Source organism: Streptomyces sp. R35, from assembly GCF_041053035.1.
GTDB lineage: Bacteria > Actinomycetota > Actinomycetes > Streptomycetales > Streptomycetaceae > Streptomyces > Streptomyces lutosisoli.
Genome location: NZ_CP163440.1, coordinates 1,331,357 through 1,358,012, shown reverse-complemented (window position 1 = coordinate 1,358,012; position 26,656 = coordinate 1,331,357). Strand labels below are relative to the sequence as shown.

At 69.8% G+C, this 26,656-nt stretch carries 20 protein-coding genes and 2 pseudogenes; 13 read left to right on the top strand and 9 right to left on the bottom strand.

Features of this window, described 5'->3' with window-relative positions; translation table 11 throughout:
- Window positions 1-2: 2 nt before the first annotated feature.
- Window positions 3-1,064, bottom strand: coding sequence for an O-antigen ligase family protein (locus tag AB5J50_RS06600; protein ID WP_369255788.1), 1,062 nt, complete (start codon window positions 1,062-1,064; stop codon window positions 3-5).
- Window positions 1,065-1,303: 239 nt separating this feature from the next.
- Here AB5J50_RS06600 and lnt point away from each other — a divergent pair, with 239 nt between their 5' ends.
- The 4 genes from lnt (at window position 1,304) to AB5J50_RS06580 (ending at window position 6,312) form a co-directional block, all read left to right on the top strand.
- Window positions 1,304-2,917 (top strand): apolipoprotein N-acyltransferase, encoded by a 1,614-nt coding sequence (gene lnt, locus AB5J50_RS06595; protein WP_369255786.1) that lies wholly within the window; start codon window positions 1,304-1,306, stop codon window positions 2,915-2,917.
- A gap of 55 nt (window positions 2,918-2,972) precedes the next feature.
- The gene (locus AB5J50_RS06590) at window positions 2,973-3,446 is read left to right on the top strand and encodes an NUDIX domain-containing protein (RefSeq protein WP_369255784.1); all 474 of its coding nucleotides are present in this window, start codon (window positions 2,973-2,975) and stop codon (window positions 3,444-3,446) included.
- 60 nt (window positions 3,447-3,506) lie between these two features.
- Window positions 3,507-4,307 (top strand): 3-hydroxybutyrate dehydrogenase, encoded by an 801-nt coding sequence (locus tag AB5J50_RS06585; RefSeq protein ID WP_369255782.1) that lies wholly within the window; start codon window positions 3,507-3,509, stop codon window positions 4,305-4,307.
- A 79-nt stretch (window positions 4,308-4,386) separates the two neighbouring features.
- Complete coding sequence (locus AB5J50_RS06580) at window positions 4,387-6,312, top strand: helix-turn-helix domain-containing protein (RefSeq protein WP_369255780.1); 1,926 nt, start codon at window positions 4,387-4,389, stop codon at window positions 6,310-6,312.
- Between the two features lie 56 nt (window positions 6,313-6,368).
- On the opposite strand, the gene AB5J50_RS06575 is transcribed toward AB5J50_RS06580, so the two are convergent.
- Together AB5J50_RS06575 and AB5J50_RS06570 are read right to left on the bottom strand one after the other, a co-directional pair.
- Entirely contained in the window at window positions 6,369-7,754 is a 1,386-nt protein-coding gene (locus tag AB5J50_RS06575; protein ID WP_369255778.1) for an MFS transporter, read from the bottom strand.
- A 242-nt stretch (window positions 7,755-7,996) separates the two neighbouring features.
- Window positions 7,997-8,785 (bottom strand): IclR family transcriptional regulator, encoded by a 789-nt coding sequence (locus AB5J50_RS06570; RefSeq protein ID WP_369255776.1) that lies wholly within the window; start codon window positions 8,783-8,785, stop codon window positions 7,997-7,999.
- Window positions 8,786-8,900: 115 nt separating this feature from the next.
- On the opposite strand from AB5J50_RS06570, the gene AB5J50_RS06565 reads away from it, so the two are divergent.
- From AB5J50_RS06565 to AB5J50_RS06550, 4 genes and pseudogenes are all read left to right on the top strand, one after another.
- Window positions 8,901-9,860 carry a 5-dehydro-4-deoxyglucarate dehydratase gene (locus AB5J50_RS06565; protein WP_369255774.1) on the top strand — a complete coding sequence of 320 codons (960 nt, stop codon included), beginning with the start codon at window positions 8,901-8,903 and terminating at the stop codon, window positions 9,858-9,860.
- A 206-nt stretch (window positions 9,861-10,066) separates the two neighbouring features.
- Entirely contained in the window at window positions 10,067-11,404 is a 1,338-nt protein-coding gene (locus AB5J50_RS06560; RefSeq protein ID WP_369255772.1) for a gluconate:H+ symporter, read from the top strand.
- A 36-nt stretch (window positions 11,405-11,440) separates the two neighbouring features.
- On the top strand, window positions 11,441-12,772 hold the full coding sequence (locus AB5J50_RS06555; RefSeq protein WP_369255770.1) for an enolase C-terminal domain-like protein: 1,332 nt from the start codon (window positions 11,441-11,443) through the stop codon (window positions 12,770-12,772).
- Window positions 12,773-12,956: 184 nt separating this feature from the next.
- Window positions 12,957-13,163, top strand: a pseudogene (locus tag AB5J50_RS06550) (transposase); the annotation flags it as partial.
- Between the two features lie 235 nt (window positions 13,164-13,398).
- On the opposite strand, the pseudogene AB5J50_RS06545 reads toward AB5J50_RS06550, so the two are convergent.
- A pseudogene (locus AB5J50_RS06545) lies at window positions 13,399-13,593 on the bottom strand (ISAzo13 family transposase); the annotation flags it as partial.
- 204 nt (window positions 13,594-13,797) lie between these two features.
- Between AB5J50_RS06545 and AB5J50_RS06540 the strand changes: the two are divergent.
- Complete coding sequence (locus tag AB5J50_RS06540; RefSeq protein WP_369255768.1) at window positions 13,798-14,442, top strand: tyrosine-type recombinase/integrase; 645 nt, start codon at window positions 13,798-13,800, stop codon at window positions 14,440-14,442.
- A gap of 287 nt (window positions 14,443-14,729) precedes the next feature.
- On the top strand, window positions 14,730-14,915 hold the full coding sequence (locus AB5J50_RS06535; protein ID WP_369255766.1) for a hypothetical protein: 186 nt from the start codon (window positions 14,730-14,732) through the stop codon (window positions 14,913-14,915).
- A gap of 707 nt (window positions 14,916-15,622) precedes the next feature.
- Here AB5J50_RS06535 and AB5J50_RS06530 read toward each other — a convergent pair.
- Genes AB5J50_RS06530 through AB5J50_RS06520 form a run of 3 tightly spaced genes read right to left on the bottom strand, consistent with a single transcriptional unit; the run spans window position 15,623 to window position 18,809 of the window.
- On the bottom strand, window positions 15,623-16,894 hold the full coding sequence (locus AB5J50_RS06530; protein ID WP_369255764.1) for a sugar ABC transporter permease: 1,272 nt from the start codon (window positions 16,892-16,894) through the stop codon (window positions 15,623-15,625).
- A gap of 5 nt (window positions 16,895-16,899) precedes the next feature.
- On the bottom strand, window positions 16,900-17,682 hold the full coding sequence (locus AB5J50_RS06525) for an ATP-binding cassette domain-containing protein (RefSeq protein ID WP_369255762.1): 783 nt from the start codon (window positions 17,680-17,682) through the stop codon (window positions 16,900-16,902).
- Between the two features lie 38 nt (window positions 17,683-17,720).
- The gene (locus AB5J50_RS06520; RefSeq protein ID WP_369255760.1) at window positions 17,721-18,809 is read right to left on the bottom strand and encodes a substrate-binding domain-containing protein; all 1,089 of its coding nucleotides are present in this window, start codon (window positions 18,807-18,809) and stop codon (window positions 17,721-17,723) included.
- 694 nt (window positions 18,810-19,503) lie between these two features.
- Here AB5J50_RS06520 and AB5J50_RS06515 point away from each other — a divergent pair.
- From AB5J50_RS06515 to AB5J50_RS06505, 3 genes are all read left to right on the top strand, one after another.
- A complete protein-coding gene (locus tag AB5J50_RS06515; RefSeq protein ID WP_369255758.1) occupies window positions 19,504-22,038 on the top strand; it encodes a SpoIIE family protein phosphatase in 2,535 nt (844 codons plus the stop codon).
- Window positions 22,035-23,117, top strand: coding sequence for a sugar ABC transporter substrate-binding protein (locus AB5J50_RS06510; RefSeq protein WP_369255756.1), 1,083 nt, complete (start codon window positions 22,035-22,037; stop codon window positions 23,115-23,117). The genes AB5J50_RS06515 and AB5J50_RS06510 overlap by 4 nt, the downstream gene beginning before the upstream one ends.
- A gap of 71 nt (window positions 23,118-23,188) precedes the next feature.
- Entirely contained in the window at window positions 23,189-24,640 is a 1,452-nt protein-coding gene (locus AB5J50_RS06505) for a glyceraldehyde-3-phosphate dehydrogenase (RefSeq protein WP_369255754.1), read from the top strand.
- Between the two features lie 66 nt (window positions 24,641-24,706).
- Here the strand turns inward: AB5J50_RS06505 and AB5J50_RS06500 are convergent, their stop codons facing one another.
- Window positions 24,707-25,426, bottom strand: coding sequence for an FAD binding domain-containing protein (locus tag AB5J50_RS06500; RefSeq protein ID WP_369255752.1), 720 nt, complete (start codon window positions 25,424-25,426; stop codon window positions 24,707-24,709).
- Between the two features lie 240 nt (window positions 25,427-25,666).
- Window positions 25,667-26,653, bottom strand: coding sequence for a methylmalonyl Co-A mutase-associated GTPase MeaB (meaB, locus tag AB5J50_RS06495; RefSeq protein ID WP_369255750.1), 987 nt, complete (start codon window positions 26,651-26,653; stop codon window positions 25,667-25,669).
- Window positions 26,654-26,656 lie beyond the last annotated feature (3 nt).

Here is a 26,656-nt window from a genome sequence, read left to right as displayed (position 1 = left end):
GCTCACGGCTCCAGACGGTCGCCCCGCGGGCGGGCGGCGCCGTCCATGACGTTCTCAGGCCCCTCGTCGACCAGTGGCCGTGCCGTGGCGAGGCCCGCGAGCAGGCCCGCGCCGGCCGTCACCGTGGTGAAGCTCAGAGCGTTGCCGATCGACGCGATGGCGGCCAGTGCCGTCAGGGCCGCGCCCGCCGTCAGGGCGATCGGCGTGGGGCGCGGGGTGCGCCACAGCGCGTACAGGACCCAGCAGAACACCGCCGCGAGCAGTGCCACGCCGATCACGCCCTGCTCGGCCGCCTGCTGCAGAGGCGCGGAGTGGGGTTTGCCGTCGGGCAGCAGCGACTGCGTGACCGTCGGGCTGAGCTCTCCGTAGCGCCCGGGCCCCACACCCAGCGCCGGATCCTGGCGGGCCAGGCGGAGCGCGTCGTGCCAGAGCAGGACCCTGTGCTGGGTGAGCTGCCCCTCCAGGGAGGCGGTCAGGCCGTCGGGCAGCGCGTTCTCGGCGATCGCCCAGGTGGCTCCCGTCACGAGCGCCGCGGCGAGCGCGAGGCCCGTGAGCCCCAAGGCGCGGCGGCGCATCCGGGCGGCGGCGAGCGAACAGAGCAGGACCCCGGTGCACGTGACGAACCCGGTGGTCGACCCCAGCAGCGCCGCGGTCACCGCGATTCCGGCGGCCAGCAGCCTCAACGCCAGGCGCAGCGCCGACGGGCGTGCCGCCCAGGCCGCACAGCACGCGGCTCCGGCGGAGAGCGTCAGCAGCGCGGCCGTGGCGCCCGTGTGTCCGAGCGGCAAGCTGATCTGCGGGCCGGGAGTGACGATCGCGAGGCCGAGTCCGGCGAGCGCCCCGGCGCAGGGGGCGGCGACCGGCAGGAGCGCCCCGAGGATCCGTCCCGAGGCGTAACCGGCAGCCACCGCGAGCACCGCCAGCAGTACGCCCTCGGGCCTGCCGTCGTGCGCGGCCGCTGTGATCAACGACCAGACGGCGCATGCCGCGAGCACGATCACGCCCGTGGCGTCCGAAGCATTGCGTCTTTCGCCCGCGGCCGCTGAATCGGCCGCGGACGTCATCCCCGTGGACCCCACCCCGTCGCCCCCCGACTATGCCGAGCCCCGGCCGCCGTGGCCGCATCCGGCCGCAGGTCAGAGACTCGGGCACACCGTAACGGGTGATGCGCCGGTTTGTGGACAAGTTGCGCAGGAACGTTGCTTCAGACGTGTGCGGAGCGTCCTGCCGGACAGCCGCTTTCCCACCGGGGACGACGAGACCGTGCTGTCGGCGCCCAGGTCACGCGCCGTACACTCCCCGAGTGACCGCCACCGCAACCACCGTAGACGAGCCGGAACAGCTCGAACCCCAGGCCGCACCCGCCTCGCGCGCTGCCGGACTGGTGCGGCGTCTCGTTCCGGCCGCCGCCGCGACGCTCTCCGGAGTGCTGCTGTACGTCAGTTTTCCCCCACGGACCCTGTGGTGGCTCGCCCTGCCGGCCTTCGCGGTCTTCGCCTGGACGCTGCGCGGCCGTACCTGGAAGGCGGGTCTCGGGCTCGGCTATCTGTTCGGCCTCGGGTTCCTGCTGCCGCTGCTCGTGTGGACCGGTGTCGAGGTCGGCTCCGGTCCGTGGCTGGCCCTTGCGGCGGTGGAGGCGGTGTACATCGCGCTCGTCGGCGCGGGCATCACGGTCGTCTCCCGGCTGCCCGCGTGGCCGGTGTGGGCGGCCGCGGTGTGGATCGCGGGCGAGGCGGCACGCGCGCGTGCGCCGTTCGGCGGCTTCCCCTGGGGAAAGATCGCCTTCGGGCAGGCCGACGGAGTGTTCCTGCCGCTCGCCGCGGCGGGCGGCACCCCGGTGCTCGGCTTCGCCGTCGTGCTCAGCGGCTTCGGTCTCTACGAGATCGTGCGCCTGGTCCTCGAAGGCCGCCGCACCCGTGCCGTCCAGCGAGGCGCCGCGGCGGTGGCGCTGCTCAGCGTCGCCGTGCCCGTGGTGGGTGCGCTCGCCGCACGGACGCTGGTGAGCGACAAGGCCGAGAACGGGACGGCGACCGTCGCGGTCATCCAGGGCAACGTGCCGCGTGCGGGGCTCGAGTTCAACGCCCAGCGGCGCGCGGTCCTCGACTACCACGCGCGGGAGACCGAGCGGCTGGCCGCCAAGGTCAAGGCGGGCAAGGTCGCACAGCCCGACTTCGTGCTGTGGCCGGAGAACTCCTCCGACATCGACCCGTTCGCCAACTCCGACGCGCGCGCCGTGATCGCCGGGGCGGCCAAGGCGATCGGCGCCCCCATCTCGGTGGGCGGCGTCGTCGAGCGGGACGGCAAGCTCTACAACGAGCAGATCCTGTGGGACCCGGAGAAGGGCGCCGTCGACACGTACGACAAGCGGCAGGTGCAGCCCTTCGGTGAGTACCTCCCGATGCGGTCGCTGCTCGGGGCGATCAACAAGAACTGGACCAGCATGGTCCGTCAGGACTTCAGCCGGGGCACCAAGCCGGGCGTGTTCACGATGGACGGCACCAAGGTCGGCCTGGTGACCTGCTACGAGGCCGCCTTCGACTGGGCGGTGCGCTCCGAGGTCACCGACGGCGCCCAGCTGATCTCGGTGCCCAGCAACAACGCGACCTTCGACCGCAGCGAGATGACCTACCAGCAGCTCGCCATGTCCCGCGTCCGCGCCGTGGAGCACAGCCGCACCGTCACGGTGCCGGTGACGAGCGGCGTCAGCGCCGTGATCATGCCGGACGGGAAGATCACCCAGAAGACCGGGATGTTCGTGGCCGACTCGCTGGTCCAGAAGGTGCCGCTGCGCTCCTCCGAGACCCCGGCCACGAAGCTCGGGATCCTCCCCGAGATGCTCCTGGTGCTAGTCGCGGCGGGCGGGCTCGGCTGGGGGGTGGCGACGGCGGTCCGCGGACGGCGGAGCACCGGCGTCTGAGGACCGGGTCCCGGAGCACAACTGGCTCATGGCACCGGCCCATTAGGGTCGGTGCATGGCTACTCCTGATTTCATCCGCACGATCCGTGCCACCGCCGGGCAGCAGCTGCTCTGGCTGCCCGGCGTCACCGCCCTTGTCTTCGACGACGAGGGCCGGGTGCTCCTCGGGCGCAGGGCCGACACCGGAATGTGGGCGGTCATCGCCGGAATGCCGGACCCGGGGGAGCAGCCCGCCGCCTGCGCCGTCCGCGAGGTGTACGAGGAGACGGCCGTACGGTGTGTTCCCGAGCGCGTCGTCCTCGTACAGGCCCTGAAGCAGATCACGTACGAGAACGGCGACATCTGTCAGTTCATGGACATCACGATCCGTTGCCGGGCCGTCGGCGGCGAAGCCCGTGTCAACGACGACGAGTCGCTGGAAGTCGGCTGGTTCGACGTGGACGCCCTGCCGGAACTGAACGACCACGCACTCTTCCGGATCAAGCAGGCACTGGCCGACGCACCCACATGGTTCGACCCTATGACCTGAGGCTGAAGTGTGTGTGGTGACCATATCGGTCGGGGCGAGGGCGCTGCCTAGGGTCGAGACATGACCGCGCCCAGCGCCCTCTCGGGCCTCCACGCCTCCGCACTCGACCTCGGCGGCCGAACCGCCCTCGTCACCGGCGCCGCGGGCGGCATCGGCCGCGCGTGCGCGCTGCGGCTCGCCGCCGCCGGAGCCAAGGTGAGAGCGGTCGACCGGGACGCCGTCGGCCTGGACGCGCTGGCCGAACTCGCCCATGGCCTCGCGGGCACCGTCGAGCCGCATGTCCTCGACCTCACCGACCTCGACGCGGCGGAACAGGCCGCCGCGGGCACCGACGTCCTCGTGAACAACGCCGGGCTGCAACTGGTGCGCCCCATCGAGGAGTTCCCGCCCGACGTCTTCCACACCGTGCTGACCGTGATGCTGGAGGCACCGTTCCGGCTCATCCGCGGAGCGCTGCCCCATATGTACGGGCAGGGCTGGGGCCGTATCGTCAATGTGTCGTCGGTCCATGGGCTGCGCGCCTCGGCGTTCAAGTCGGCGTATGTGGCCGCAAAACATGGTCTTGAGGGGCTCTCGAAAACCGCCGCCCTGGAAGGCGCACCCCATGGAGTCACCTCGAACTGTGTGAACCCCGCCTATGTGCGCACCCCACTGGTCGAGAAGCAGCTCGCCGACCAGGCGCAGGCGCACGGGATTCCGGCGGAGCGCGTGCTGGCCGAGGTGCTGCTGCAGGACAGCGCGGTCAAGCGGCTCATCGAGCCGGCGGAGGTCGCGGAGGCGGTGGCCTATCTGTGCGGTCCCCAGGCGGCCTTCATCACCGGTACGTCGCTGGCGCTGGACGGCGGCTGGACTGCGCACTGAGCCGGAGCCGGTCAGGAGCACGTCATGAGTTGTCCACAGGGGCCCTGGTGCCGGGCCGCCGATGCGTAATCCTGTGAGCATGTCCCGCGATCACGTGCAACCCGCCGAGCGCTCCGCCGACAGCGCCGAGGCGCCGTTTCTGGAACTCCTGGCCAGAGGCGCGTCCGCCGACGCGTACGAGCAGCCGGTGCTGCTCGCCCGCGCCGAGGGCCGTCCGCCCGAGCGCATCGCCGCGCTCGAACAGGCCATGCTGCTGGCCCTGCGTGTGCGCTCGGAGATAGAGGGCCGGCGCCGCCGTGAGGCCGAGCTCTCCGCGCTGTTCGAGACCGCGCACGACCTGGCGGGCCTGCGCGACCTCGATGCCGTGCTCCGGGCGATCGTGCAGCGGGCCCGGTCACTGCTGGGCACGGACGTCGCGTATCTGAGCCTGCACGACGCGGCCAGGGGCGACACCTATATGAGGGTCACCGAGGGTTCGGTGGCCGCGCGCTTCCAGCAGCTGCGGCTCGGCATGGGGGAGGGACTGGGCGGACTCGTCGCGCAGACCGCCCGCCCGTATGTCACCGACGACTACTTCAAGGACGAGCGTTTCCAGCACACCCGGGCCATCGACGCGGGCGTACGGGACGAAGGGCTCGTCGCGATTCTCGGCGTGCCGTTGATGATCGGGCCGCAGGTCATCGGAGTGCTGTTCGCGGCGGACCGTCGCGCGCGGGTCTTCGAGCGGGAGCAGATCGCCCTCCTCGGCTCGTTCGCGGCCCTGGCCGCAGCGGCGATCGACACGGCGAACTGGCTCACGGAGACCCGTTCCGCCCTCGACCGTCTGGGCCGCGCCAACGAGATCATCCGGGACCGCAGCGGAGTGATCGAGCGCGCGTCGGACGTCCACGACCGGCTCGCCGAACTCGTGCTGCGCGGCGGCGGGGTCCACGACGTGGCCGCCGCCGTGTCCGAAGTCCTCGACGGCACCGTCGAGTTCGCCGAGCCGGGCGACGCACCGACCGCCGCGCTGGAGGCATCCCGCGTCGAGGGCCACGCCGTGCGGCACGGGGACGACTGGGTCGCCGCCGTGGCGGCCGGCGGCGAACTGCTCGGCACACTGATGCTGCGCGGGCATCCGGGCCTCGACCCCGTCGACCAGCGCACCCTGGAGCGCGCCGCGATGGTCACATCACTGCTCCTGCTCGCCAGACGCTCCGCCTCCGAGGCCGAACAGCGCGTCCGCGGCGAGCTGTTGGACGACCTGCTGGACGCCCGCGACCGCGATCCGCGGCTGCTGCGCGAGCGGGCCGCCCGCCTGCACGCCGATCTCGACGGTCCCCATGTGGTGCTGGCCGCCCGGCTCGACGCCACAGCCGACGATGCCGACCAGGAGGCCGCCGCTCGCAGACGGCTGTGGTCCGCCGCCTCCCATCTCGCCGGCACCCGGCACGGGCTGGCCGCGGCCCGCGAGGGCGGCACCGTCCTGCTGCTCCCCCTCGGCCCCGGCGACACCGCGACGACCCTGGCCCGCCGTACGGCCAGGGACCTGGGCACCGCCGTGCGTGAGCAGGTCACCGTCGGCGCCTCCGCGCCCGTCGAGCAGCTCGCCGCCCGCCCGGACGCCGTGGTCGCGGCGTACGCGGAGGGGCAGCGCTGCCTGGAAGCCCTGCGCCTGCTCGGCCGGGCCGGAGACGGCGCCGCCGCCGAGGACTTCGGGTTTCTGGGGCTCCTGCTCGCCGGGGACCGGGACATCTCCGGCTTCGTCGACCGCACCATCGGCCGGGTGGTGACGTACGACGAGCGGCGGGGCACCGATCTGCTGCGCACCCTCGACGCGTACTTCGCGTGCGGCATGAGTCCGGCGCGCACGAAGGACGACCTGCATGTGCATGTGAACACGGTGGCGCAGCGGTTGGAGCGGGTGGGGCGGCTGCTCGGGGACGACTGGCAGAGCCCGGCCCGCGTGCTGGAGATCCAACTCGCCCTGCGGCTGCACCGGTTGTCGTCCGCAGCCCCGCACTGACCCCCGTACATGTCAGCTGCGTACGGGGGTCAGTGCGGGAGTGGGGGGCCGGGGGTTCAGGCGGTGCGGGCGTCCGCCGTCGGGGCCGCCACGGGCCGATCGTCGGTCGGGGCGTCGACCTCGGCCAGGTCGCGGTGCCGTGTCTCCTTGGCGGCCCCCACCGCGATCAGCGTGACGACGGCCGCCGCGATCACATACAGGGAGATCGGTGTGGAGCTGCCGTAGTCGGACAGCAGGGCGGTCGCGATGAGCGGTGCGGGCGCGCCCGCCGCGACCGAGGCGAACTGGGCGCCGATCGAGGCACCCGAATAACGCATCCGGGTCGCGAACATCTCGGAGAAGAAGGCGGCCTGGGGCGCGTACATGGCGCCGTGCAGCACCAGGCCGACGGTGACGGCGAGGACCAGGTTCCCGAAGCCCCCGGTGTCGATGAGGGAGAAGAAGGGGAACATCCACAGGCCGACTCCGGCGGCGCCCAGCAGATAGACGGGCCGGCGGCCGATCCGGTCCGAGAGCGCGCCCCACGCCGGAATGACGGCGAAGTGCACGGCGGACGCGATGAGCACCGCGTTGAGCGCCGTCTGCTTGGAGACGCCGGCCGACGTGGTGGCGTACACGAGGATGAAGGCGGTGATCACGTAGTAGCTGATGTTCTCCGCCATCCGGGCGCCCATCGCGACCAGCACGTCGCGCCAGTGGTCGCGCAGTACGGAGACCAGCGGCAGCTTCTCGGGCTCTTCGGTCCGCGCCCCCTTACGGGCCTCGGCCTGCGCCAACGCCCGCTTGAAGACCGGCGATTCATCGACAGACAGACGTATCCACAAACCGACGGCCACCAGGACGCCGGAGAGCAGGAACGGGATGCGCCAGCCCCAGGAGCCGAAAGCGTCGTCCGACAGCGTGGCGGTCAGCAGCGAGAGCACACCGGTGGCCAGGAGCTGCCCCGCGGGTGCTCCGGTCTGCGGCCACGAGGCCCAGAACCCGCGACGCCTGGCGTCCCCGTGCTCGGACACCAGCAGGACGGCGCCGCCCCACTCGCCGCCCAGGGCGAAACCCTGCACCAGACGCAGCGTGGTGAGCAGCACGGGGGCGGCGGCGCCGACGGTCGCGTGCGTGGGCAGCAGGCCGATGGCGAACGTCGCCCCGCCCATCAGCAGCAGGCTCAGCACCAGCAGCTTCTTGCGGCCGAGCCGGTCGCCGTAGTGCCCGAACACGAGCGCGCCGAGCGGCCGGGCAGCGAACCCGACCGCGTACGTCAGGAACGACAGCAGCGTGCCGACGAGCGGGTCGGAGTCCGGGAAGAACAGCTTGTTGAAGACGAGGGCGGCGGCCGAGCCGTAGAGGAAGAAGTCGTACCACTCGATGGTGGTGCCGATGAGGCTCGCGGCGACGATGCGCTTGAGGTTCACGGACGTCGGCGGAGCGGCTGCTGCGGAGGCCATGTGCACCACTTCCAGGTGTTCGGTGGGGACGTGTATGTGTCGGCACACGCTAGGAACACGCAGGTCGGGCGCACATGTGGCGGGACAACATAGTTCGGGGTCGGAGTGTGAGCGTGGCCTCCACGTGTGCCGCGCGAAACCCTGGCTGGGGACTTCAGGGGCAGCTCAACAGACGGCGTCGCAGAGCGCGACCGCCGATGTTCGGATCTCGGCGACGAGGGCCACGGGGTGTACGCGCAGCCTCAGCGCCAGTCGGGTGCGCCTGAGGCGGGCGGCAGGTGGGTTTCGATCTTCGCTCGTATCTCCCGCATCACGGAGACGATGCGGCTCTCGTGTTCAGGGGTCAGCCGGGCCACCGGGACCGAGCAGCTGATGGCGTCGGTGGCCGGGGTGTCGTAACGGAGGGCGAAGCCGAAGCCGGCGATACCGGGCACCGTCTCTTCGTGGTCGATCGAGTAGCCGCGCTCGCGCACCTGGGCCAAGTCGGCGAGCAGTGCGGCGCGGTCGGTGTGCGTCTTCTCCGTGAAAGCGGTCAACGGCCCGTCGGGGACCGGCAGTTCGTCGTCGGCGCGCTCGGCGAGCAGCGCCTTTCCGAGGGCGCCGGCATGAGCCGGGATGCGGCGGCCGACCCGGCTGATGGTGCGCAGGTACTCGTGGGACTCGCGGGTGGCGAGGTAGACGACGTCCGGGCCGTCGAGGCGTGCCATGTGGATCGTCTCGCCGAGCGCGTCCGAGGCCTCGTCGAGATACGGGCGGACCGCATGGATGCGCCGGTCGCCGTCGAGGTAGCTGGTCCCGGTGAGCAGCGCGCGGATCCCGATGCCGTAGAGGGATCCGGTGGCGTCGGTGCGGACCCAGCCGCAGTCGACGAGAGTCTGCAGCAGCTGGTACATGCTGCTGCGCGGCACTTCCAGCTCCTCCGCGAGCTGGTCCAGACGCGAGGGCCGCTCGCCCCGCGCGGCGAGCAGTTCCAGCAGCGCGACCGTCCGGGCCGCCGACTTCACGCCGCGGACACCTCTTCCCTCCGACATGGGCCCATCGTAAATCCGCGCCGATCGGTGGCCGCACACCCATTGACCCTTCAAGTTCACCGACCTAACCTTCATCTACATACATGGACGGCATCTGCATATAGGGATGAGAGTTATGGCAAGCAACAGCGCGGAGGTCGCAGGGGTCGCCCAGCGGGTCCGTGAGGGAATGGCTGACGGGGTGCTGTCCTTCCCGCTCACGAGCTTCGGGGACGACGGCGGCCTCGACCTGGCCGCGTACCGGGCGTACCTGACCGACCAGTTGGCCACCGCCCCCGGCGCGGTGTTTCCGGCCTGCGGGACCGGAGAGTTCTTCTCGCTGGACGAGGACGAGTACCGGGCGGTCGTGCGGGCCACGGTCGAGGTCGCCGACGGGCGGTTGCCGGTGGTCGCGGGCATTGGCTACGGCTGGGCGCAGGCGCTGCGGTTCGCCCGTATCGCGGAGGAAGTCGGCGCGGACGCCTTGCTGGTACTGCCCCACTACCTGGTCGGGGCCCCGCAGGACGGTCTGGTGGAGCAGCTGCGCCGTATCGCCGACGGGACCCGGCTGCCCCTCATCGCCTACCAGCGCGGCCAGGTCGCCTTCTCCGTCGACGGCCTGCGCCGAATCGCTGAGATCCCCACCGTCATCGGTCTGAAGGACGGCCACAGCGACCTCGACCGGCTCCAGCGCCTCACCCTTTCCGCGCCCGAGGACTTCCTCTTCTTCAACGGCGCCGCCACCGCCGAGATCCAAGCCCGCGCGTACGCCACCGTCGGTGTCCCTGCCTACTCGTCGGCCGTCCACGCCTTCGCGCCCGAGATCGCGAATGCCTTCTTCACCGCCCTGCGGGACGGGAACGACGCGGTGGTGACCGTGCTCCTGCGCGAGTTCTACGTCCCGCTGGTCGAACTGCGCGACCGGGTGCCGGGCTACGCCGTCTCCCTGGTCAAGGCCGCCGCCCGGCTGCGCGGCCTCCCGGTCGGCCCGGTGCGCGCACCGCTCACCGACCCTGGCCCGACCGACCTCGCCGACCTGGAGAAGGTGCTGGACCACGGCCTGAGCCTGGTCGGCGCCGTACGACGATCCGCTTGACGAACCCGGGCATCCCTGGCCGTACGACGAACCCGCGGGTGGCTGTCGCTCCCGCTGGATGACGCGCGGCCCGGCTCAGGCAGACCGGCAGTAGGCCGGAGCCGCCACCCACCCGTCGCTCTTCGCTCCGCGTGCGGTCGATCGGGCCGTACACAGTGCCCGCGGAGCCTCCGACCGCTCACTCAACAGTTCAAAGGGGAACTGCCATGCCTCTCGTCGTAGTCGGGATCAGTGTTCTGATCCTGCTGCTGCTCATGACCAGGCTGAAACTGAACGGCTTCGCGGCCCTGCTGCTCGTGGCCGTCGGTGTCGCACTGGTCCGGGGCATCCCGGTGGCGACCATCCCGGACGTCCTCTCCGAGGGCATAGGGGGCCAGATCGGCGACACCATGCTCACCATCGGGCTCGGCGCGATGGTCGGCCGCGTCATGGGGGACTCCGGCGCCGCGCAGCGAATAGCGGGCAGGCTCCTCGATGCCTTCGGCCCGCGCGGGGTCCAGATCGCCATGGTGGTCACGTCCATGCTGATCGGCGTGACCATGTTCTACGAGGTCGCCTTCATCATCATCGTGCCCATCGCGTTCACCCTGGTCAGGGTCACTGGGGTGAAGCTGCTCTGGGTCGGCCTGCCGATGTCCATTGCGTTGTCCACCATGCACAGCTTCCTGCCGCCGCACCCCGGCCCCACCGCCGTCGCCGCGACATTCCACGCCTCCGTCGGACTGACCCTGTTCTACGGCCTGTTCATCGCGATCCCTGTCGGGGCGCTCATCGCCCTGACCTGGCCGCGCCTGCCGTTCGTCCAGGCGATGAACCCGTCCATCCCTCAGGGCCTGGTCACCGAGCGGGAGTTCACCGACGAGGAGATGCCCGGCCTCGGCTGGTCGCTGTCCGTGGCACTCTTCCCCGTCGTGCTGATCGTGACCGCCGCCGTGACCGACATGGCCACCGACACCGAGAGCCCGTTCCTCCACACCGTCGCCTTCATCGGCTCGGCACCGGTCGCGCTGCTGCTGACCCTGTGCCTGGCGGTCTGGGCGTTCGGGCCGCGGATCGGCCGGAGTCTGGAGGAGGTCGGCGCCTCGTGCACCTCGGCGGCGAAGGCGATGGCGATGATCCTCCTGGTGATCGGCGCCGGCGGGGCCTTCAAGAACGTCCTCGTCGAAGGCGGGATCTCCGACTACATCAAGGACGCCACCGACAGTTGGTCCATCTCGCCGATCGTCCTCGCCTGGCTCGTCGCCGTCATCCTCCGCATCGCGCTCGGCTCGGCAACGGTCGCCGTCGTCACGGCCTCCGGCGTGGTGCTGCCGCTCCTGGCGGGAAGCGGGGTCCACCCGGAGATCATGGTGCTCGCCGTCGCCTGCGGCTCCATCGCCTGCTCCCATGTCAACGACCCGGGATTCTGGCTGTTCAAGGAGTACTTCAACCTCTCCGTCATCGAGGCGATCAAGGTCCGTACCACCTATACGACGGTGCTCGCCATCCTCGGCCTGGGCGGCGTCCTGGCGGCCGAGTGGGCGCTGGACGTCCTGAGCCTCTAACTCAACTTACCTAATGCACAAGGGATATGGACCAGCATGAGCAGTCAGCCGACCGTCACCGAGTTCTCTGTCTACCCCGTCGCCGGCCGCGACTGCATGGAGCTGAACCTCTCCGGCGCGCACGGCCCGTACTTCACCCGCAACGTCGTGGTTCTGAAGGACTCCGAGGGCCGTACGGGACTGGGGGAGGTGCCCGGCGGCGAGAAGATCACGCAGACCCTCCGCGACGCCGAACCTCTCGTCCTCGGGGCGAAGGTGGGCGACTACAAGCGCGTCCTGCGCGAGATCGGTGACCGGTTCGCCGACCGTGACGCCGGAGGCCGGGGCGCCCAGACCTTCGATCTGCGGACCACCGTCCACACCGTCACCGCCGTCGAGTCGGCGCTGCTCGACCTCCTCGGGCAGCACCTCGATGTGCCCGTCGCGGCGCTACTGGGGGACGGCCAACAGCGGGAGTCCGTACGGATGTTGGGCTATCTCTTCTATGTCGGCGACCCGGATCGGACCGACCTGGAGTACGTCCGCGAACCCGACTCCCCTGTGGAGTGGTACCGGGTCCGGCACGAGGAGGCCCTGTCACCGGAGGCGATCGTCCGGCAGGCCGAGGCGGCTTACGACCTTTACGGATTCCGGGACTTCAAGCTCAAGGGCGGTGTCCTGGAGGGTGCCGAGGAGGTCAGGGCCGTACGCGCTCTCAAGGACCGCTTTCCCGAGGCCCGGATCACCCTCGATCCGAATGGCGCGTGGTCACTGCGCGAGGCGATCGAGCTGTGCCGGCCCCTGGCGGGCACGCTCGCCTACGCCGAGGACCCCTGCGGAGCCGAAGGCGGCTACTCCGGGCGGGAGATCCTCGCCGAGTTCCGCCGTGCCACAGGCCTGCCCACCGCGACCAATATGATCGCCACCGACTGGCGGCAGATGACCCACGCCCTGGCCCTCCAGTCGGTCTCCATCCCGCTGGCCGACCCGCACTTCTGGACCATGCAGGGGTCGGTGCGGGTGGCGCAGCTGTGCAACGCGATGGGGCTGACCTGGGGTTGCCACTCCAACAACCATTTCGACATCTCCCTGGCCATGATCACGCACTGCGGTGCCGCGGCGCCAGGCGAGTACAACGCCCTCGACACGCACTGGATCTGGCAGGAGGGCCTGGAGCGGCTCACCATTGCCCCGCCGCGGATCGGCGGCGGCGAGATCGCCGTCCCGGACGCCCCGGGTCTGGGCGTCCAACTCGACATGGACCGTTTGCTCGCGGCCCACGAGCTCTACCGGGAGAAGGCGCTCGGATCCCGCGACGACGCTGTCACCATGCAATACTTCGTACCCGGCTGGGAGTTCGACGCCAAGCGGCCGTGTCTGGTGCGGTAGGCGACTGTTACCGCTCGACCGGTGTGGTGGTCACAGCCGTCGTCGTGACCACCACCTGCGCACACTCTTCCGGCCCGCCCGATCCGCAGCGTCGGCCAGGTAACCGGTGGCTCACTGAACGCGTCGTCGGCTCGGGCCGCGTCCTGTCTGCCGCCAACTCATCCGCCTGGGGCACCGTCGCATCAAGGGAATCGTGGGCCATAAGCGGCGCATCGTCGTCGACACCGGCGGTCTGCTCCTGGCGGTATTGGTCACTGTCGCGAGCGTGCAGGATTCCGTCGCCGGCCAAGCCCTCATCGAGAGGGTGGCCGCCGAGCGCCCCACCATCCGCAAGACCTGGGTCGACGGCGGATACCGCAAACACCTCGCCGAGCACGCCGCCACCCTCGGCGGAGTACCGTCGAGCGAACCTTGGCTGGCTGATGAACCACCACCGCCCGGCCAGCGACTGCGAGGCCCACCCCCACCCCTCCGAAGCCATGGTCCACCTTGCGATGGTGGGTCTGCCGCACGATTGGGTGACATCTTGACCTGCCCCAGGTCCTGGGTTCCAGTTCTGGTGGCTAACTGACGGCCTTCACGAAAGGCTGCCGGACATGCCCCCCGCCCAGAGGCACACAGTCCGCCTCCAGCTCGAGCAGGCCCCTGCGGACGGTGGTCTCGCTCGCTCCGGCAACCCGCGCGACGGCGCGGACGCCACCATGGCCGAGCAGACCCGCCTCCGTTGCCAGCATCAGCCGCCGCTGACGCTCGTTCAGATGCGGCAACAACACGACGAAACGCACGGCAAGTTGCTGCCGTACCCCCTCCTTGATCCCCATGCCAGATCAACGATCTGCACCGCCGAGAGCGACACCTTGTTTCCATACAGCTCCACTTCGTCCGCGACGTCTTCGCAGTGATCGAGAAAGGCTCGGGAGAGATGGTCGCGGCCACCATCCGTACCAGAGCCGGGAGGGCGTCGCGGTCGGCAGCGGGAGGTGTCGTTCTCCCGGAAGGGGCAGGCGCGGAATTTTGCCGTCGCTGTGGAGCAGGAGAAGCTTCTCGGTGTCCGTGCCGGGGTGTTGGGGTCGTCACGGTCCTTGGTTGATGTGTATCGCGAGTACATCGACGGCGGGCCGTATGCGGGGTCCACGCGGTATCAGTACGAGGCGAGCCTGCGTCTGCATGTCGAACCGTACTTCCGGCAGCGCGCCATCGGTTCTCTCCAGCCCAAGGACCTGCGGGGCTGGCTGACGTGGATGGTCGAAGAGCGTGGCTATGCGCGCAGCACAGTGGTGAACCGCTACGGGATCCTGCGTGGGGTGCTCGGCTATGCGGTCGCCAATGGCTATCGGGCCCAGGATCCGTCCCGGGGCTGGACCACCAGCCGTCACTACAGCAGGCGGGGAAGGCGCAAGACAGTGCGGCTGCCGACGCTGGCCGAGGTCACGGCCATCGCGGAGCATCTTCCCGCGCCTTACCGGTTGTTGGTGTGGTTGATGGCCGGGTGCGGGTTGCGGATCGGTGAGGCGAGCGCGGTCTGCCTGCGCCAGTTCGACTTCTCAGCCGGCGTGCTCCTCGTGGACCGGCAGATCACGCAGGACGGGGGAGCGCTGGCGGCTGGGCGGCGCAGGCGCCGGGGGGCGGCAGCCGGGGGCGGGGGCGGGCGTATCGGATCCGGGCCCTGAAGTGGCGCCCGCCGGGTGAAGGGCGGCTCGTACTGCTGCTGGGCGTGATTGTGGCCAAAGTCCGTGAGCATGTGCGGAGGCATGGCACCTTCCGCGTCGCTGACGGCCCGAACCGCATGGCGGGGGACCATCTGTTCGCCAACGTCGGGCGGACGAACATCCTGATGTACGCGTTGCTGCATCGGCTGTGACAGGCGGCCAGGAAGGCCGCTGGGGTCGCCCGGAGGGTCACGCCGCAGTGGCTGTGGCACCTCTTTGCCTCGGTCGGTCTGGCCAAGGGTGTACCCGTGACGGACATGGCCGCATGGCTGAGCCACAGTGATCCGCGCACGACCTACCAGACCTACGCCCACGTACTGCCCGACGCTCCTGAACGCCTGCGGTCGGTGATGGACGACGTACTCACTCTGAAGACCCAGCTCGTCCTCCCACTCCAGTCCGAGGCTCGGCACGAGACCGCAAGCCTCTGCTGAGCGCCGGGCACATGCCTCATGGCGAGGCCCCGCTGCTCGAGGGTCATGTCGCTCGATCCGGTGAACAACGGCTGCGGGGAGGTGGAACGGCGGCGCGTGGGGTACGCCAAGGGAGCAGGTCGACTGTATGAGCGTGCACCGCCGTGTGAACACGGTGCGTAATCAATGGCGAAGGCTGATGGGTGCCTCGTGGGGCCCGTCCCGCAACGCCTGGTGGTGGCCTACCGGTAGGGGGAGATCGCGGTGCTGATTCGGTGCTGATTCGGTGCTGACTCGAACGCCCGTTCCTAGCTAAAACCGCAGGTCGTAGCTCTGTTCGAGTGGGTGGTCGTACCACTCGATGGTGGTGCCGATGAGGCTGGCGGCGACGATGCGCCGGAGACTGGCAGGCGCTGGTGGAGCGGTTGCTGCGGAGGCCATGTGCACCACTTCCGGGTGTTCGCTGGGGACGGGTCGTGTCGGGACACCGTAGGAAGGCGCAGGTCAGGCGGACATGTGGTGGGACACCATAGTTCGAGGGCAGGGTGTGCGTGGGGCCTCCATGCCATGACGCTGAAGCCCGACTCGCCGTGAGGCTGTAGCCGCTGTGGATCCTTCGCACCGGTGTCCGCGACCAGCACCGGGGCCGTAAGCCCAGGGCGGCTCGCGCAGAACCGGCTGGGCGCCGGCTCCGGAGTGTGCGGCGTGGACCGTGAGTTCGGCTCGCGTCAGGCCCGCCCGTGTGCCTCCTGCGAGCGTCGTGACAGTGAGTCGATGACCACCGCGGCGAAGAGCACCCCGCCCGTGATCACGAACTGGAGGGCGGCGGGAGTGTCCGTGATCGCCATGCCTGAGGCGATCGACTGGATGACCAGGATGCCGAGCACGGCGGACCAGGTCGTACCGCGTCCTCCGAAGAGACTGGTGCCACCGATCACGGCTGCTGCGATGACATTGAGCAGAAGGACGCCCGAGCCTGAACTCTGGCTCACCGAGGTGATGCGCGAGGCCAGGAACAGGCCGCCGACCGCGGCCATGGTCCCCGAGACCGCGAGCACCGCGGTCTGCACCCGCGTCACACTGACACTGGCGCGACGGGCTGCTTCGACACCGCCGCCGAGTGCGTAGACATGCCGCCCGTAGTGCGTGCGGCGGAGAACGACGTCGAGGCCGGCCACCACCGTGAGGAAGATCAGGAGGGCGAGCGGCAGGCCCTGGAACTGGTTGAGCACATACGCGGAGGCGAACGCGATCACCGCGACCGCTCCCGTGCGCACCGCGATTCCCCGGAGCGAGCGGTGCGGCATACCGGCCACCGTGCGGCGCCGCCTGCCCAGGTAGGACCCGAGGAAGACCATGCCCGTGCTGACCGCCGCGAGTCCGTAGGCGGCGCCGTCGTTGGTGAAGTAGTAGCTGGTCAGCTTGGCGACGAGCCCGTCCTCGTCGAGGTTGACGGTGCCGCTGTTCCCGAGGATGGAGAGCATGATGCCGTTCCAGGTGAGCAACCCCGCGAGTGTGACGACGAACGCAGGTACCCGGGTCTTGGCGAAGGAGAAGCCCTGGACGGTTCCCGCCGCGGTACCCGCGAGCACCGCGAGGATCAGGGCAAGCCATTCCGGCACGCCGTTGTTCACGTTCAGAACGGCGAAGACAACCGCAGCGAGGCCGCTGACCGAGCCGACCGACAGGTCGAGCTCTCCGATCAGCAGCACGAAGACGATGCCGACCGCGATCATGCCCGTGCCCACGATGTCCACGCTGAGATTGGACAGGTTCCGGGGTGAGAGGAAGTTTTCGTTGAGGGCCTCGAAGGTGATCCAGACCGCGGCGAGGACGAGGACGACGGGGAGCGCGCCCACTTCACCGGCGCGCAGCTTGCGCCGGAAGACGGCGACCGAGCCCTCCACGGCACGGGCGACGGCCCGCGCGCGGCGCGGCTGACCGGCCTCGGCGGTGGGTGCGGCGGTTTCGGTCGTCGTGTCGTCCGCCCTGTCGCGCATCTCTTTCACCACCCCGCCTCCTGGTGGGCCACCCGGCGGGGCGCGTTCTCCGAGGCGCCGGTGATGGAGGAGATGATCTGTTCGTGAGACGTGGTGTTCACGTCGAAGAAGCCGTTGTTACGACCGAGCCGTAGTACGGCGGCCCGGTCCGCGAGGGCTTTCACGTCGCCCATGTTGTGGCTGATGAGCAGTACTCCCATGCCGCGGTCACGCAGCTGGTCGACGATGTCCAGGACCTCGGTGGTCTGCTCGATTCCCAGTGCTGCGGTAGGTTCGTCCAGGAGGAGGATCCGAGGGTCGCCGAGGAGCGAGCGAGCGATGGCGACGGTCTGCCGCTGGCCGCTGGACAGCGAGACGACAGGGCCGCGCAGATCGGGGACACCTCTGGTCAGGCGTTCCAGCAGGTGTCTGGTGCGGCGCTCCATCTCCATCTCGTCCAGGAACCCGAAGCTGCGGATCTCCCGCCCGAGAAACAGATTGCCGACCACATCGAGGTTCCCGCACAGTGCGAGGTCCTGGAAGACGGTGGCGATGCCGAGATCCCGGGCGTCGTGGGGGCGCCTGATATGGACCGCCCGGCCCTCCCACTCGATGACGCCCTTGTCCGCGGGGGCGACGCCGGAGATCACTTTGACCAGGGTGGATTTGCCGGCGCCGTTGTCGCCCAGAAGAGCGACGACTTGCCCGGCGTGAATCTCCAGCTCGATGTCCGTGAGGACCTCGACGATGCCGAAGCGCTTGCACACGCCGTGCAGCGCCAGCAAGGGGGGAGTCGGCACGGAAACCATCTCCTTCCCGGGGCACCGACCTGGTCGGAACCTCCCTGTCAGGTCAGCCCGGCCTTGTCGCAGGCGGCCTTGAGGTGGGGGGTGCAGATCTGCTGGATCGTGTACACGCCGTCCCGCACCAAGGTGTCCTTGATATTGCCGACGGTCACGGACACCGGAGTGAGCAGGACGGCCGGAACCGCCTTCACACTGGGGGTCCTCACCTTGCTCGTGGCGACCCGGTCGAGGGTTTCACCACGAGCCGCGGCCACGGCCATGGCACCGCCGGCGGAAGCCTCGGGTGCGAAGGGTTTGTAGACGGTCATGTACTGAGAGCCGCCGACAATGCGCCGCACTGCTCCGAGTTCGGCGTCCTGCCCGGTGACCGGGGGCAGCGGGTTGACCTTGTTCGCTTTGAGGGCGGAGATGCTGCCGGCGGCGAGGCCGTCGTTGGCGGCGTAGACCCCGTCGATGTTGTCGGCGCCGAGGGCGGCAATGGCGCCGGACATGTTCACGTGCGCAGCCTCCGTCCTCCACTGGAGTGTGTCGTACGCCTTGCCGATCTTCACTTTCCCGTTGAGTACGGACAGCGCGCCCTTCTTGAACGCCACCGCGTTGGGGTCGCTGGGATCGCCGTTCATCATGACGATCTGGGCGCCGGGCACCTCGTCGCCCATGGCCTTCAGCAGTGCTCTGCCCTGGAGCCTGCCGACTTCCTCGCCGTCGAAGGAGACATAACCCGAGATCGGGCCCTCGGCGAGGCGGTCGTAGGCGATGACCGGGATATTCGCTTCGTGCGCCTTCCTGACCTCGGGGCCGAGCGATTTGGCGTCCACGGCCACGAGCACGATGGCATCGACCCCTTTGGTGATCATCGAGTCCATCTGTGCCTGCTGGGTGGCGACATCGTTCCTGGCGTTGACGTGCTCGACCGTGCAGTCGGCGCACAGTTCCTTGATCTTCTTCTCGAGCAAGGGCCCGTCCTGTGTCTCCCAACGAGCTGTGGTGGAGTCCGGCAGCAGCACCCCGATCTGCGGCGTGTTTCCCCCGGGGGAGGCGTTCTCGGCGTCCGACCCGCAGGCAGCGAGAGCAACGGCCGTCGAGACCGCGGTCAAGGCAATGGCCGCGTCCCGTATGCAGGCCTTCATGTGAGAGACCTCCCTACCCGCCTCTCCCGTCGCGTCCGGCCGGCACGGTGCGCGGTGCGCGCGTGGGGAAACGGTTCGCGTGCAGGGCGGGCGTCAAGGTGCGTGTGCGGGCGGACGGGCCGTAGGGGACACGTGTGACGCGGCGCGATGGCACGGGCCGCGTTGAGGTTGAGCCGGGCGGCGATGTCGGCGTGGGGGTCCGGGCAGGTCCGCGCCCTCACGGGCAGCTGCGGCTCCGCCGGTCGCGGGACGGCCTCGCCCGTCCCGGCGAGGTGAGGACTCGGCCCGACCAGCCCGGCATCGGCGGCTCCCTCGTAGAGCATGGCGACATCCGGCCTCCTCACCATGCAACGGATGCTGTCGGCCAGAAGTCCAGCAGCCGACAGCCGGCCACGATGCCGACGCCCGTTGTCCGCCTGGAACGTATCGCGTGGACGTGGCAAGACGACCACGTCGTCAGTGTGGCACCGGCCGCAGTGATCTGCGAACGCAGCGGCTCCGGCCGCCGAGGTTCGGTTCCCGTAGCGGGCCCCCTCCCGAAGGTCCTGGCATGCGTATGCAATCCCGTATTCGAGGGGTTCCATAGCAATAAAGTAGATCTGACCAGTTACTGCGGATATGCGACTCTGGTAAGTGGATGCCCCGATCTCAACCTGTTGGCACCTGCGGCATGGACGGGAGGAAGGTTGCGGACATGCCTCATGACGGCCGTGCCCGGGCCGGGCTCTCGGAGCCGCGGGTATCCGAGGCCCACGCCGCAGGCACCGGTTCATCGCCTCCGGTGCCAGACACCGCCGCGAGTGATCGGGCCCTGACGTTCGCCGGAGCGGCGCTGGCGGCGGTCTATGTGCCCGGTGCCGGGGAGGAAGCGCTTCGGTTGGTGGAAGCGGCCGGATGTGCCACTTCCGAGTGCGGGCTGCCGGTGTGTCTGCCCCTGTCCGGTCGCTCACCCGCGGCGCACGCCTTCCGCATGCACCGGCCTCTGTGGCTGAACCCCGCAGCGCTTGCCTCCTACTCAGAGGGCGGGCCCACGCCGCCGCGACCAGAGGCGTCGCTCGGTGCGCTGCCACTCGGGACGGAGGGCAGACGGCTGGGCTGCCTCGTCGTCGTGGGCGCGTCGGCGGACGGCTTCGACGCCGAGCAACGGCGCTTCCTTGAGCGGTACGCCAACGCGGTCGCCGACATGCTCCAGGTCGGGGCCGGCCGGTCCACGCCGTCGTCGCTGCTGAGTCCCGCCCTGCGGAGTCTGCGCGTCGGCTCCTTCGCCCTGGTGCCGGACACCGGCCTGATCGAGGCGGACGAGACGCTGCTCAAGCTGGTCGGCATCACGCCGGTCGACTTCGACGGCAAGGCGGACACCCTCCTCGCGCACGCCCTCCCGGAGGACATGCCCGCGCTGATGTCGGTCCTGGATCCGTCCACCCAGACGTTCGGCCGGCGGGAGCTGGAGTTCCGAGTCCGCCGCCCCACCGGCGAAATGCGCTGGCTGAGCCTGAGTTGCCGGGTGGTGGTGAGCACCGGTGACGGGCCGAAGCAGGTGCTGGGCATGGTGACGGCGACCTCGGTCCTGCGCCGGAGCGCCGACGACGTTTCCCGGATCCAGTGGCTGACCGCAGTACTCGACGATGCCGCAACAGTCCCTGACGTCGGCCGAGTGGTGGTCACCGCGCTGCGTGAGCCGCTGGGCGCCGACCGGGTGGCGCTCGCCGAGTTGCAGGACGACCGGCTCCTGGTCACCGTACTCGACCCGCCGCAGCCCGCCGCCTGGCCGGAGACGTGGCGTTCGGAGTGGCGTTCGGAGTGGCCCAACGCGCCGGTGGGCGCCCTGCCCACCCTGCAGATGGCCTTGCGGGACGGACGCCTGGATCTGTGGCCCGCCGGCTCCGCCCTCGAACCAGGACTCGCGGGCATCGGTACCGGGGGTCTGGCCGTCCTGCCGCTCCCCGCCAAGGGCCGGATCGCCGGTGTGTGCCTGGTCGGCTGGGATCAGCCGCACGAGTTCGTCCCCGAGGAGCGGTCCCTGCTGACCGCCACCGCGGCGCTGGTCGGGCAGGCCCTCAAGCGGGCGCGCGCGCACGACGCCGAGCAGGAGCTCGCGACGATGCTGCAGCGCAGTCTGCTGCCCCGGCGCCTCCCCGAGCTGCCCGGGGGAACCGCCGTCGCCCGCTATCTGCCCGCCAGGCGGGGGTTGCAGGTGGGCGGTGACTGGTACGACGTCATCGCCCTCTCCGAAGACCGGGTGGCGCTGGTCATCGGTGACGTGCAAGGACACAGTGCCGGAGCCGCGACGATCATGGGCCAGATGCGTACCGCGGTCAGGGCGTACGCGGTGGAGGGGCACCCGCCCGACGTGGTCGTCTCGCACGCCAACCGTCTCCTCGTAGGCATGGAGACCGATCTGTTCGCGACCTGCTGCTATGCCGAACTGGACATGGATGAGGGCAACATCCTGTTCGTCCGGGCCGGGCACCTGTCACCGTTGATACGCCATCCCGACGGCAGCACCGAGGAGGTGCAGGTCGAGGGTGGGCTCCCGCTGGGCGTTTCCCTGGAGGCGGAGTTCCCCATGACCGCGGTCGCACTGGCCCCCGGCACGGTGCTCGCCCTGGTGACCGACGGCCTGGTCGAGGCCCACGACCTGCCCCTGGACGAGGGCATGCGCCGGACGCGCACCGCGCTCGCCGCGGCCGATCCGGCGGATCCAGAGCTGATGGCCGACGCGCTGCTCGGCGACATCGGCCGTCGTGAGGACGACGTGGCGCTGCTGCTGATGCGCTACGACGGCATGAAGACCCGGCCGATACGGGTCGGATGGGTGGTGTGGCGGCTGCCCGACGCCGTCATGCACGCCCGCCGTTTCACCGCGCGCACTCTGCGGCGGTGGAACGTCGAAGAAGTAGGCGATGCGGTGCTGCTGGTCGTGTCCGAACTTGTCACCAACGCCCTGATACACACTCAGGGCCCGGTCCGCCTCGACCTGATGCTCCGCGGGGACCGGGTACGAGTCAGCGTGAGCGACTCCTCGCCGCGTGCGCCCGCCAAGCCGGTGATCGTGGACTGGGAGGCGACCGGCGGCCGAGGCCTGCTTCTGGTCGAAGCCATGTCGGATTCCTTCGGCTCGGTGCCGGTGGCCGGCGGCAAACAGGTGTGGAGCGAGATCGTCGTGCCGCGGCGCGAGCCGGCTCCGGCGGACTCGGGGCCCCGAACGGAGCAAGGGGTTCTGCGATGAGGCCCCGTACGTGCCACGTCGTCGCGGCGCTCGTCGCGGGGCTCATGACGATGTCCCTGGCCGCCTGCGAAAGGGACGGCGTGGCGGCCACGGACAGCTTCACCGTCGGCCTGCTGCTCCCGAGCCGAACGGTTCCCCGCTGGGAGCGCTCCGACAAGCCGCTGATCGAGAAGCGGCTGAAGGAGCTGTGCCCCCGCTGCGCCATGGAGTACGCCAACGCCGGGGACGACGCGACGATGCAGCGGCAACAGATGATGTCCATGATCACCAAGGGGGTCAGGGTCCTGATCCTCGACGCCGCCGATACCCGGGCGCTCCGCTCCTCGGTGCAGGAGGCACACAACGCGGGTGTCCCGGTCGTCGCCTATGACCGGCTCGCCGAAGGCCCGATCGCGGGTTATGTCAGTTTCGACGGTGCGCGGGTCGGCAGGCTCCAGGGCGAGGCGCTCCTGAAGGCCATGGGCGACAAGGCGAGCCGCGGGAACGTCGTCATGATGAACGGTGATCCGACCAGTGCCAACGCCGCGTGGTTCAGGAGGGGCGCGCTGTCCGTCATCACAGGCAAGGTGAACATCGCCCGGTCGTACGACATCGTGGGCTGGAGCACGCAGAGCGCCCACGCCAACATGGCCGCCGCCGTCGCGGCCCTGGGCCCGGACCGGATCGGTGGTGTCCTGGCGGCCAACGACGCGATAGCCGCAGGCGTCATCTCCGCTCTCAAGAGCGCCCATGTCGGCAAGCTCCCTCCCGTCACCGGGCAGGACGCCGACCTCGACGCCGTGCAGCGCATCATCAAGGGCGAGCAGTACATGACGGTCTACAAACCGTTCAGGATGGAAGCCGCCGCAGTCGCCTCCATGGCCGTCGCCCTGGGGCGCGGCGAGGATCTCCGCGACATCGCCACGACGACGACCAACAGCCCCACCACCCAGCGCATCCCGTCCGTCCTGCTCACTCCGAGAGCGGTGACGGTCGGCAACATCAAGCAGACACTCGTCAAGGACGGCATGTACACCATCGACCAGATCTGCACACGGCAGCTCCGGCCCGCCTGCGACAAGGCCGGACTCGGGCGGTAGACGATCCGCTTACATGATCAAAGTGGCGAGGAGTTAGCATGTGAGCGCCGCCTAGCTCGAAAGATAAATCTGTGACTGTCAACGAGGACTCGTTCACCAACTGGAAGAACCGTGAGGAGATCGCGGAGTCGATGATCCCGATCATCGGGAAGCTGCACAGGGAGCGGGACGTCACCGTCCTGCTGCACAGCCGCTCCTTGGTGAACAAGTCGGTGGTGAGCATTCTCAAGACTCACCGATTCGCCCGGCAGATAGCCGGAGAGGAACTCTCGGTCACGGAGACGCTGCCGTTCCTGGAAGCTCTCACCACGCTGGACCTCGGCCCGTCCCAGATCGACATCGGCATGCTGGCCGCGACGTACCGGGCCGACGACCGCGGTCTGTCCGTGGCGGAGTTCACCACCGAGGCCGTCGCCGGCGCCACGGGTGCCAACAAGATCGAGCGCGGCGACGGTCGCGATGTCGTCCTCTACGGCTTCGGCCGCATCGGCCGCCTCGTCGCCCGCCTGCTGATCGAGAAGTCCGGCTCCGGCAACGGCCTGCGCCTGCGTGCCATCGTCGTACGCCAGGGCGGCGACCAGGACATCGTCAAGCGCGCCTCGCTGCTGCGCCGCGACTCCATCCACGGCCAGTTCCAGGGCACGATCACCGTCGACGAAGCGACGAACACGATCACCGCCAACGGCAACGAGATCCAGGTCATCTACGCGAACGACCCGTCGGAGATCGACTACACGGCGTACGGCATCAAGGACGCCATCCTCATCGACAACACCGGCAAGTGGCGCGACCGCGAGGGCCTCTCGCAGCACCTGCGCCCCGGCATCGACAAGGTCGTCCTGACCGCGCCCGGCAAGGGCGACGTCCCCAACATCGTGCACGGCGTCAACCACGACACGATCAAGCCGGACGAGCAGATCCTGTCCTGCGCGTCCTGCACCACCAACGCGATCGTCCCGCCGCTGAAGGCGATGGCGGACGAGTACGGCGTGCTGCGCGGCCACGTGGAGACCGTCCACTCGTTCACCAACGACCAGAACCTGCTGGACAATTACCACAAGGCCGATCGTCGCGGCCGTTCGGCGCCGCTCAACATGGTCATCACCGAGACCGGAGCCGCCTCCGCCGTCGCCAAGGCGCTGCCCGACCTCAAGGCGCCGATCAGCGGCAGCTCGATCCGCGTCCCGATGCCGGACGTCTCGATCGCGATCCTCAGCCTGCGGCTCGGCCGCGAGACCACCCGCGAAGAGGTCCTCGACCACCTCCGCGACGTGTCGCTGAACTCGCCGCTCAAGCGCCAGATCGACTTCACCACCGCGCCCGACGCCGTCTCCAGCGACTTCATCGGCTCGCGCCACGCCTCGATCGTCGACGCCGGCGCCACCAAGGTCGACGGCGACAACGCGATCCTCTACCTCTGGTACGACAACGAGTTCGGCTACTCCTGCCAGGTCATCCGCGTCGTCCAGCATGTCTCCGGAGTGGAGTACCCGACGTACCCGGTTCCCGTCCCGGTGGCCTGATCCCGGTGGGATGACGCTCACTTGACGCTCGTACCCATGGGGCGTCAAGTGAGCCGCCAGGAGTCCTCAGCCGTCGGCGGGGCGGGGCACGAGGTCGGTGACCTGCTGGCGTACCACTTCCCAAGCCGTGGAGTGAAGTGCGCCGATGTCCGTATGACGCAGGTCGTCGAGGGCCTGTTCGGAGTCGGCGGTGCACTCGGTGCTCTCGCTGAGCACCTCGTAGCCGTCGCGGACGGCGACGCGAAGGCGGGTTCCTCCGCCGTCGGCGGCGTGCAGCGCGGCGGCGACGAGAGGTGGCGGATCACCCGCTTCGCCCGCCAGCTTGTGGAATCCACTCGCGATGGGGGCGCGCCAGCGGAGGCTGAGCAGCAGGGGGCTCTTGGCCAGAACCTCGGCCAGGTCGGTCTCGTAGGCGCTTTCCGTTTCCAGGACCACGGCGCGGGCGTCCAGGACGAGTGCCGCGGGCAGCAGGTCGCGCAGCGTGCTGCCGACGATATTTCCGCCGACCGTGGCCGTACGGCGCACGGCTCCGGTTCCCACGGTGGCGGCCGCCTGCCGCAGGGCCTGCGGCACGCGGTCGTCGATCCGGTTCAGCACCACGGCCGCGCCCAGCGTCTCGCGCCCGATCGCATTGGCTTCCGGCAGGTCACGCAGCGACATGGCGTGCTCGGGGAAGCCGTCCCGCTGCCAGTTGGCCCACACGAGCGTCGCGCCGCCTATCGGCACCGCCCCCTCGGCCATGCACTCCTGGGCTTCGGAAACGGACGTGGGCAGACGCAACAGCACGGCAGCCGACCTGCTTTCTGGGAAACTGGCGGCCGGGTACGCGATACCTCAGCCACAGACCGTCGACAGGGCGCATTTTCCCCGGGCACGCGGGGGCGCGTACAGGGCTCATTCCTTCCCCCGGTGCGCCCCTCGCATACGAGGTGCACTGTGGATCTTTCCCCGCGTGCCGCTCGGCGTACGACCGGGACGGCCGAGAGGGTGACCAGGTTCTGGGGCGCGAGAGTGGTGCGGCGCGGTTCAGCGGCGCTCCGCGCCGAACACCCCCAGGATGCGCTCGGCGGCGAGCGTGGCCGTCAACTCCCCGTCCCGTACTTGCTGTTCGAGGCCGGGGGCGAGGGCGCGTACCGACGGATCGGCGTGCAGACGGCCGAGGAGTTCGTCGCGGACCATCGTCCACGTCCAGTCCACCTGCTGGTCGCGGCGCTTGGCGGCGAGTCGGCCGGTGGAGTCGAGGAGCGCACGGTGCTGTTCGAGGCGCTCCCAGACCGTGTCGAGGCCCATTGACTCGCGGGCGCTGCAACTCAGCACGGGTGGGGTCCAAGCGGCGTCCATCGGGTGCATCAGGCGCAGGGCGCCCGCCAGTTCGCGTGCCGCGGCGCGGGCGTCACGTTCGTGCGGCCCGTCCGCCTTGTTGACGGCGATGACGTCCGCCAGTTCCAGGACGCCCTTCTTGATGCCCTGCAACTGGTCCCCCGTACGGGCGAGGGTCAGGAGCAGGAAGGAGTCCACCATGTTCGCGACCGCGGTCTCGGACTGACCGACGCCGACCGTCTCCACGAGGACCACGTCGTAACCGGCCGCCTCCATCACCACGATCGACTCGCGGGTCGCCTTGGCGACCCCGCCGAGCGTGCCCGCGGTGGGGGAGGGGCGTACGAACGCCGCAGGGTCGACGGCCAGGCGCTCCATCCGGGTCTTGTCGCCCAGGATCGACCCGCCCGTCCGGCTGGAGGACGGGTCGACGGCGAGCACCGCGACCCGGAACCCGAGCGAGGTGAGCAGCGTGCCGAACGCGTCGATGAAGGTCGACTTGCCCACGCCGGGCACGCCGCTGATGCCGATCCGCCGGGCCCGCCCGCTGTGCGGCAGCAGCTCGGTGAGCAACTCCTGTGCCAGGGCGCGGTGTTGGGGCCTCGTCGACTCGACGAGCGTGATGGCGCGTGCCACCAGCGCCCGCTTCCCGTCGAGTACGCCCTTCACATAGGTGTCGAGATCGAGTGCCATGGG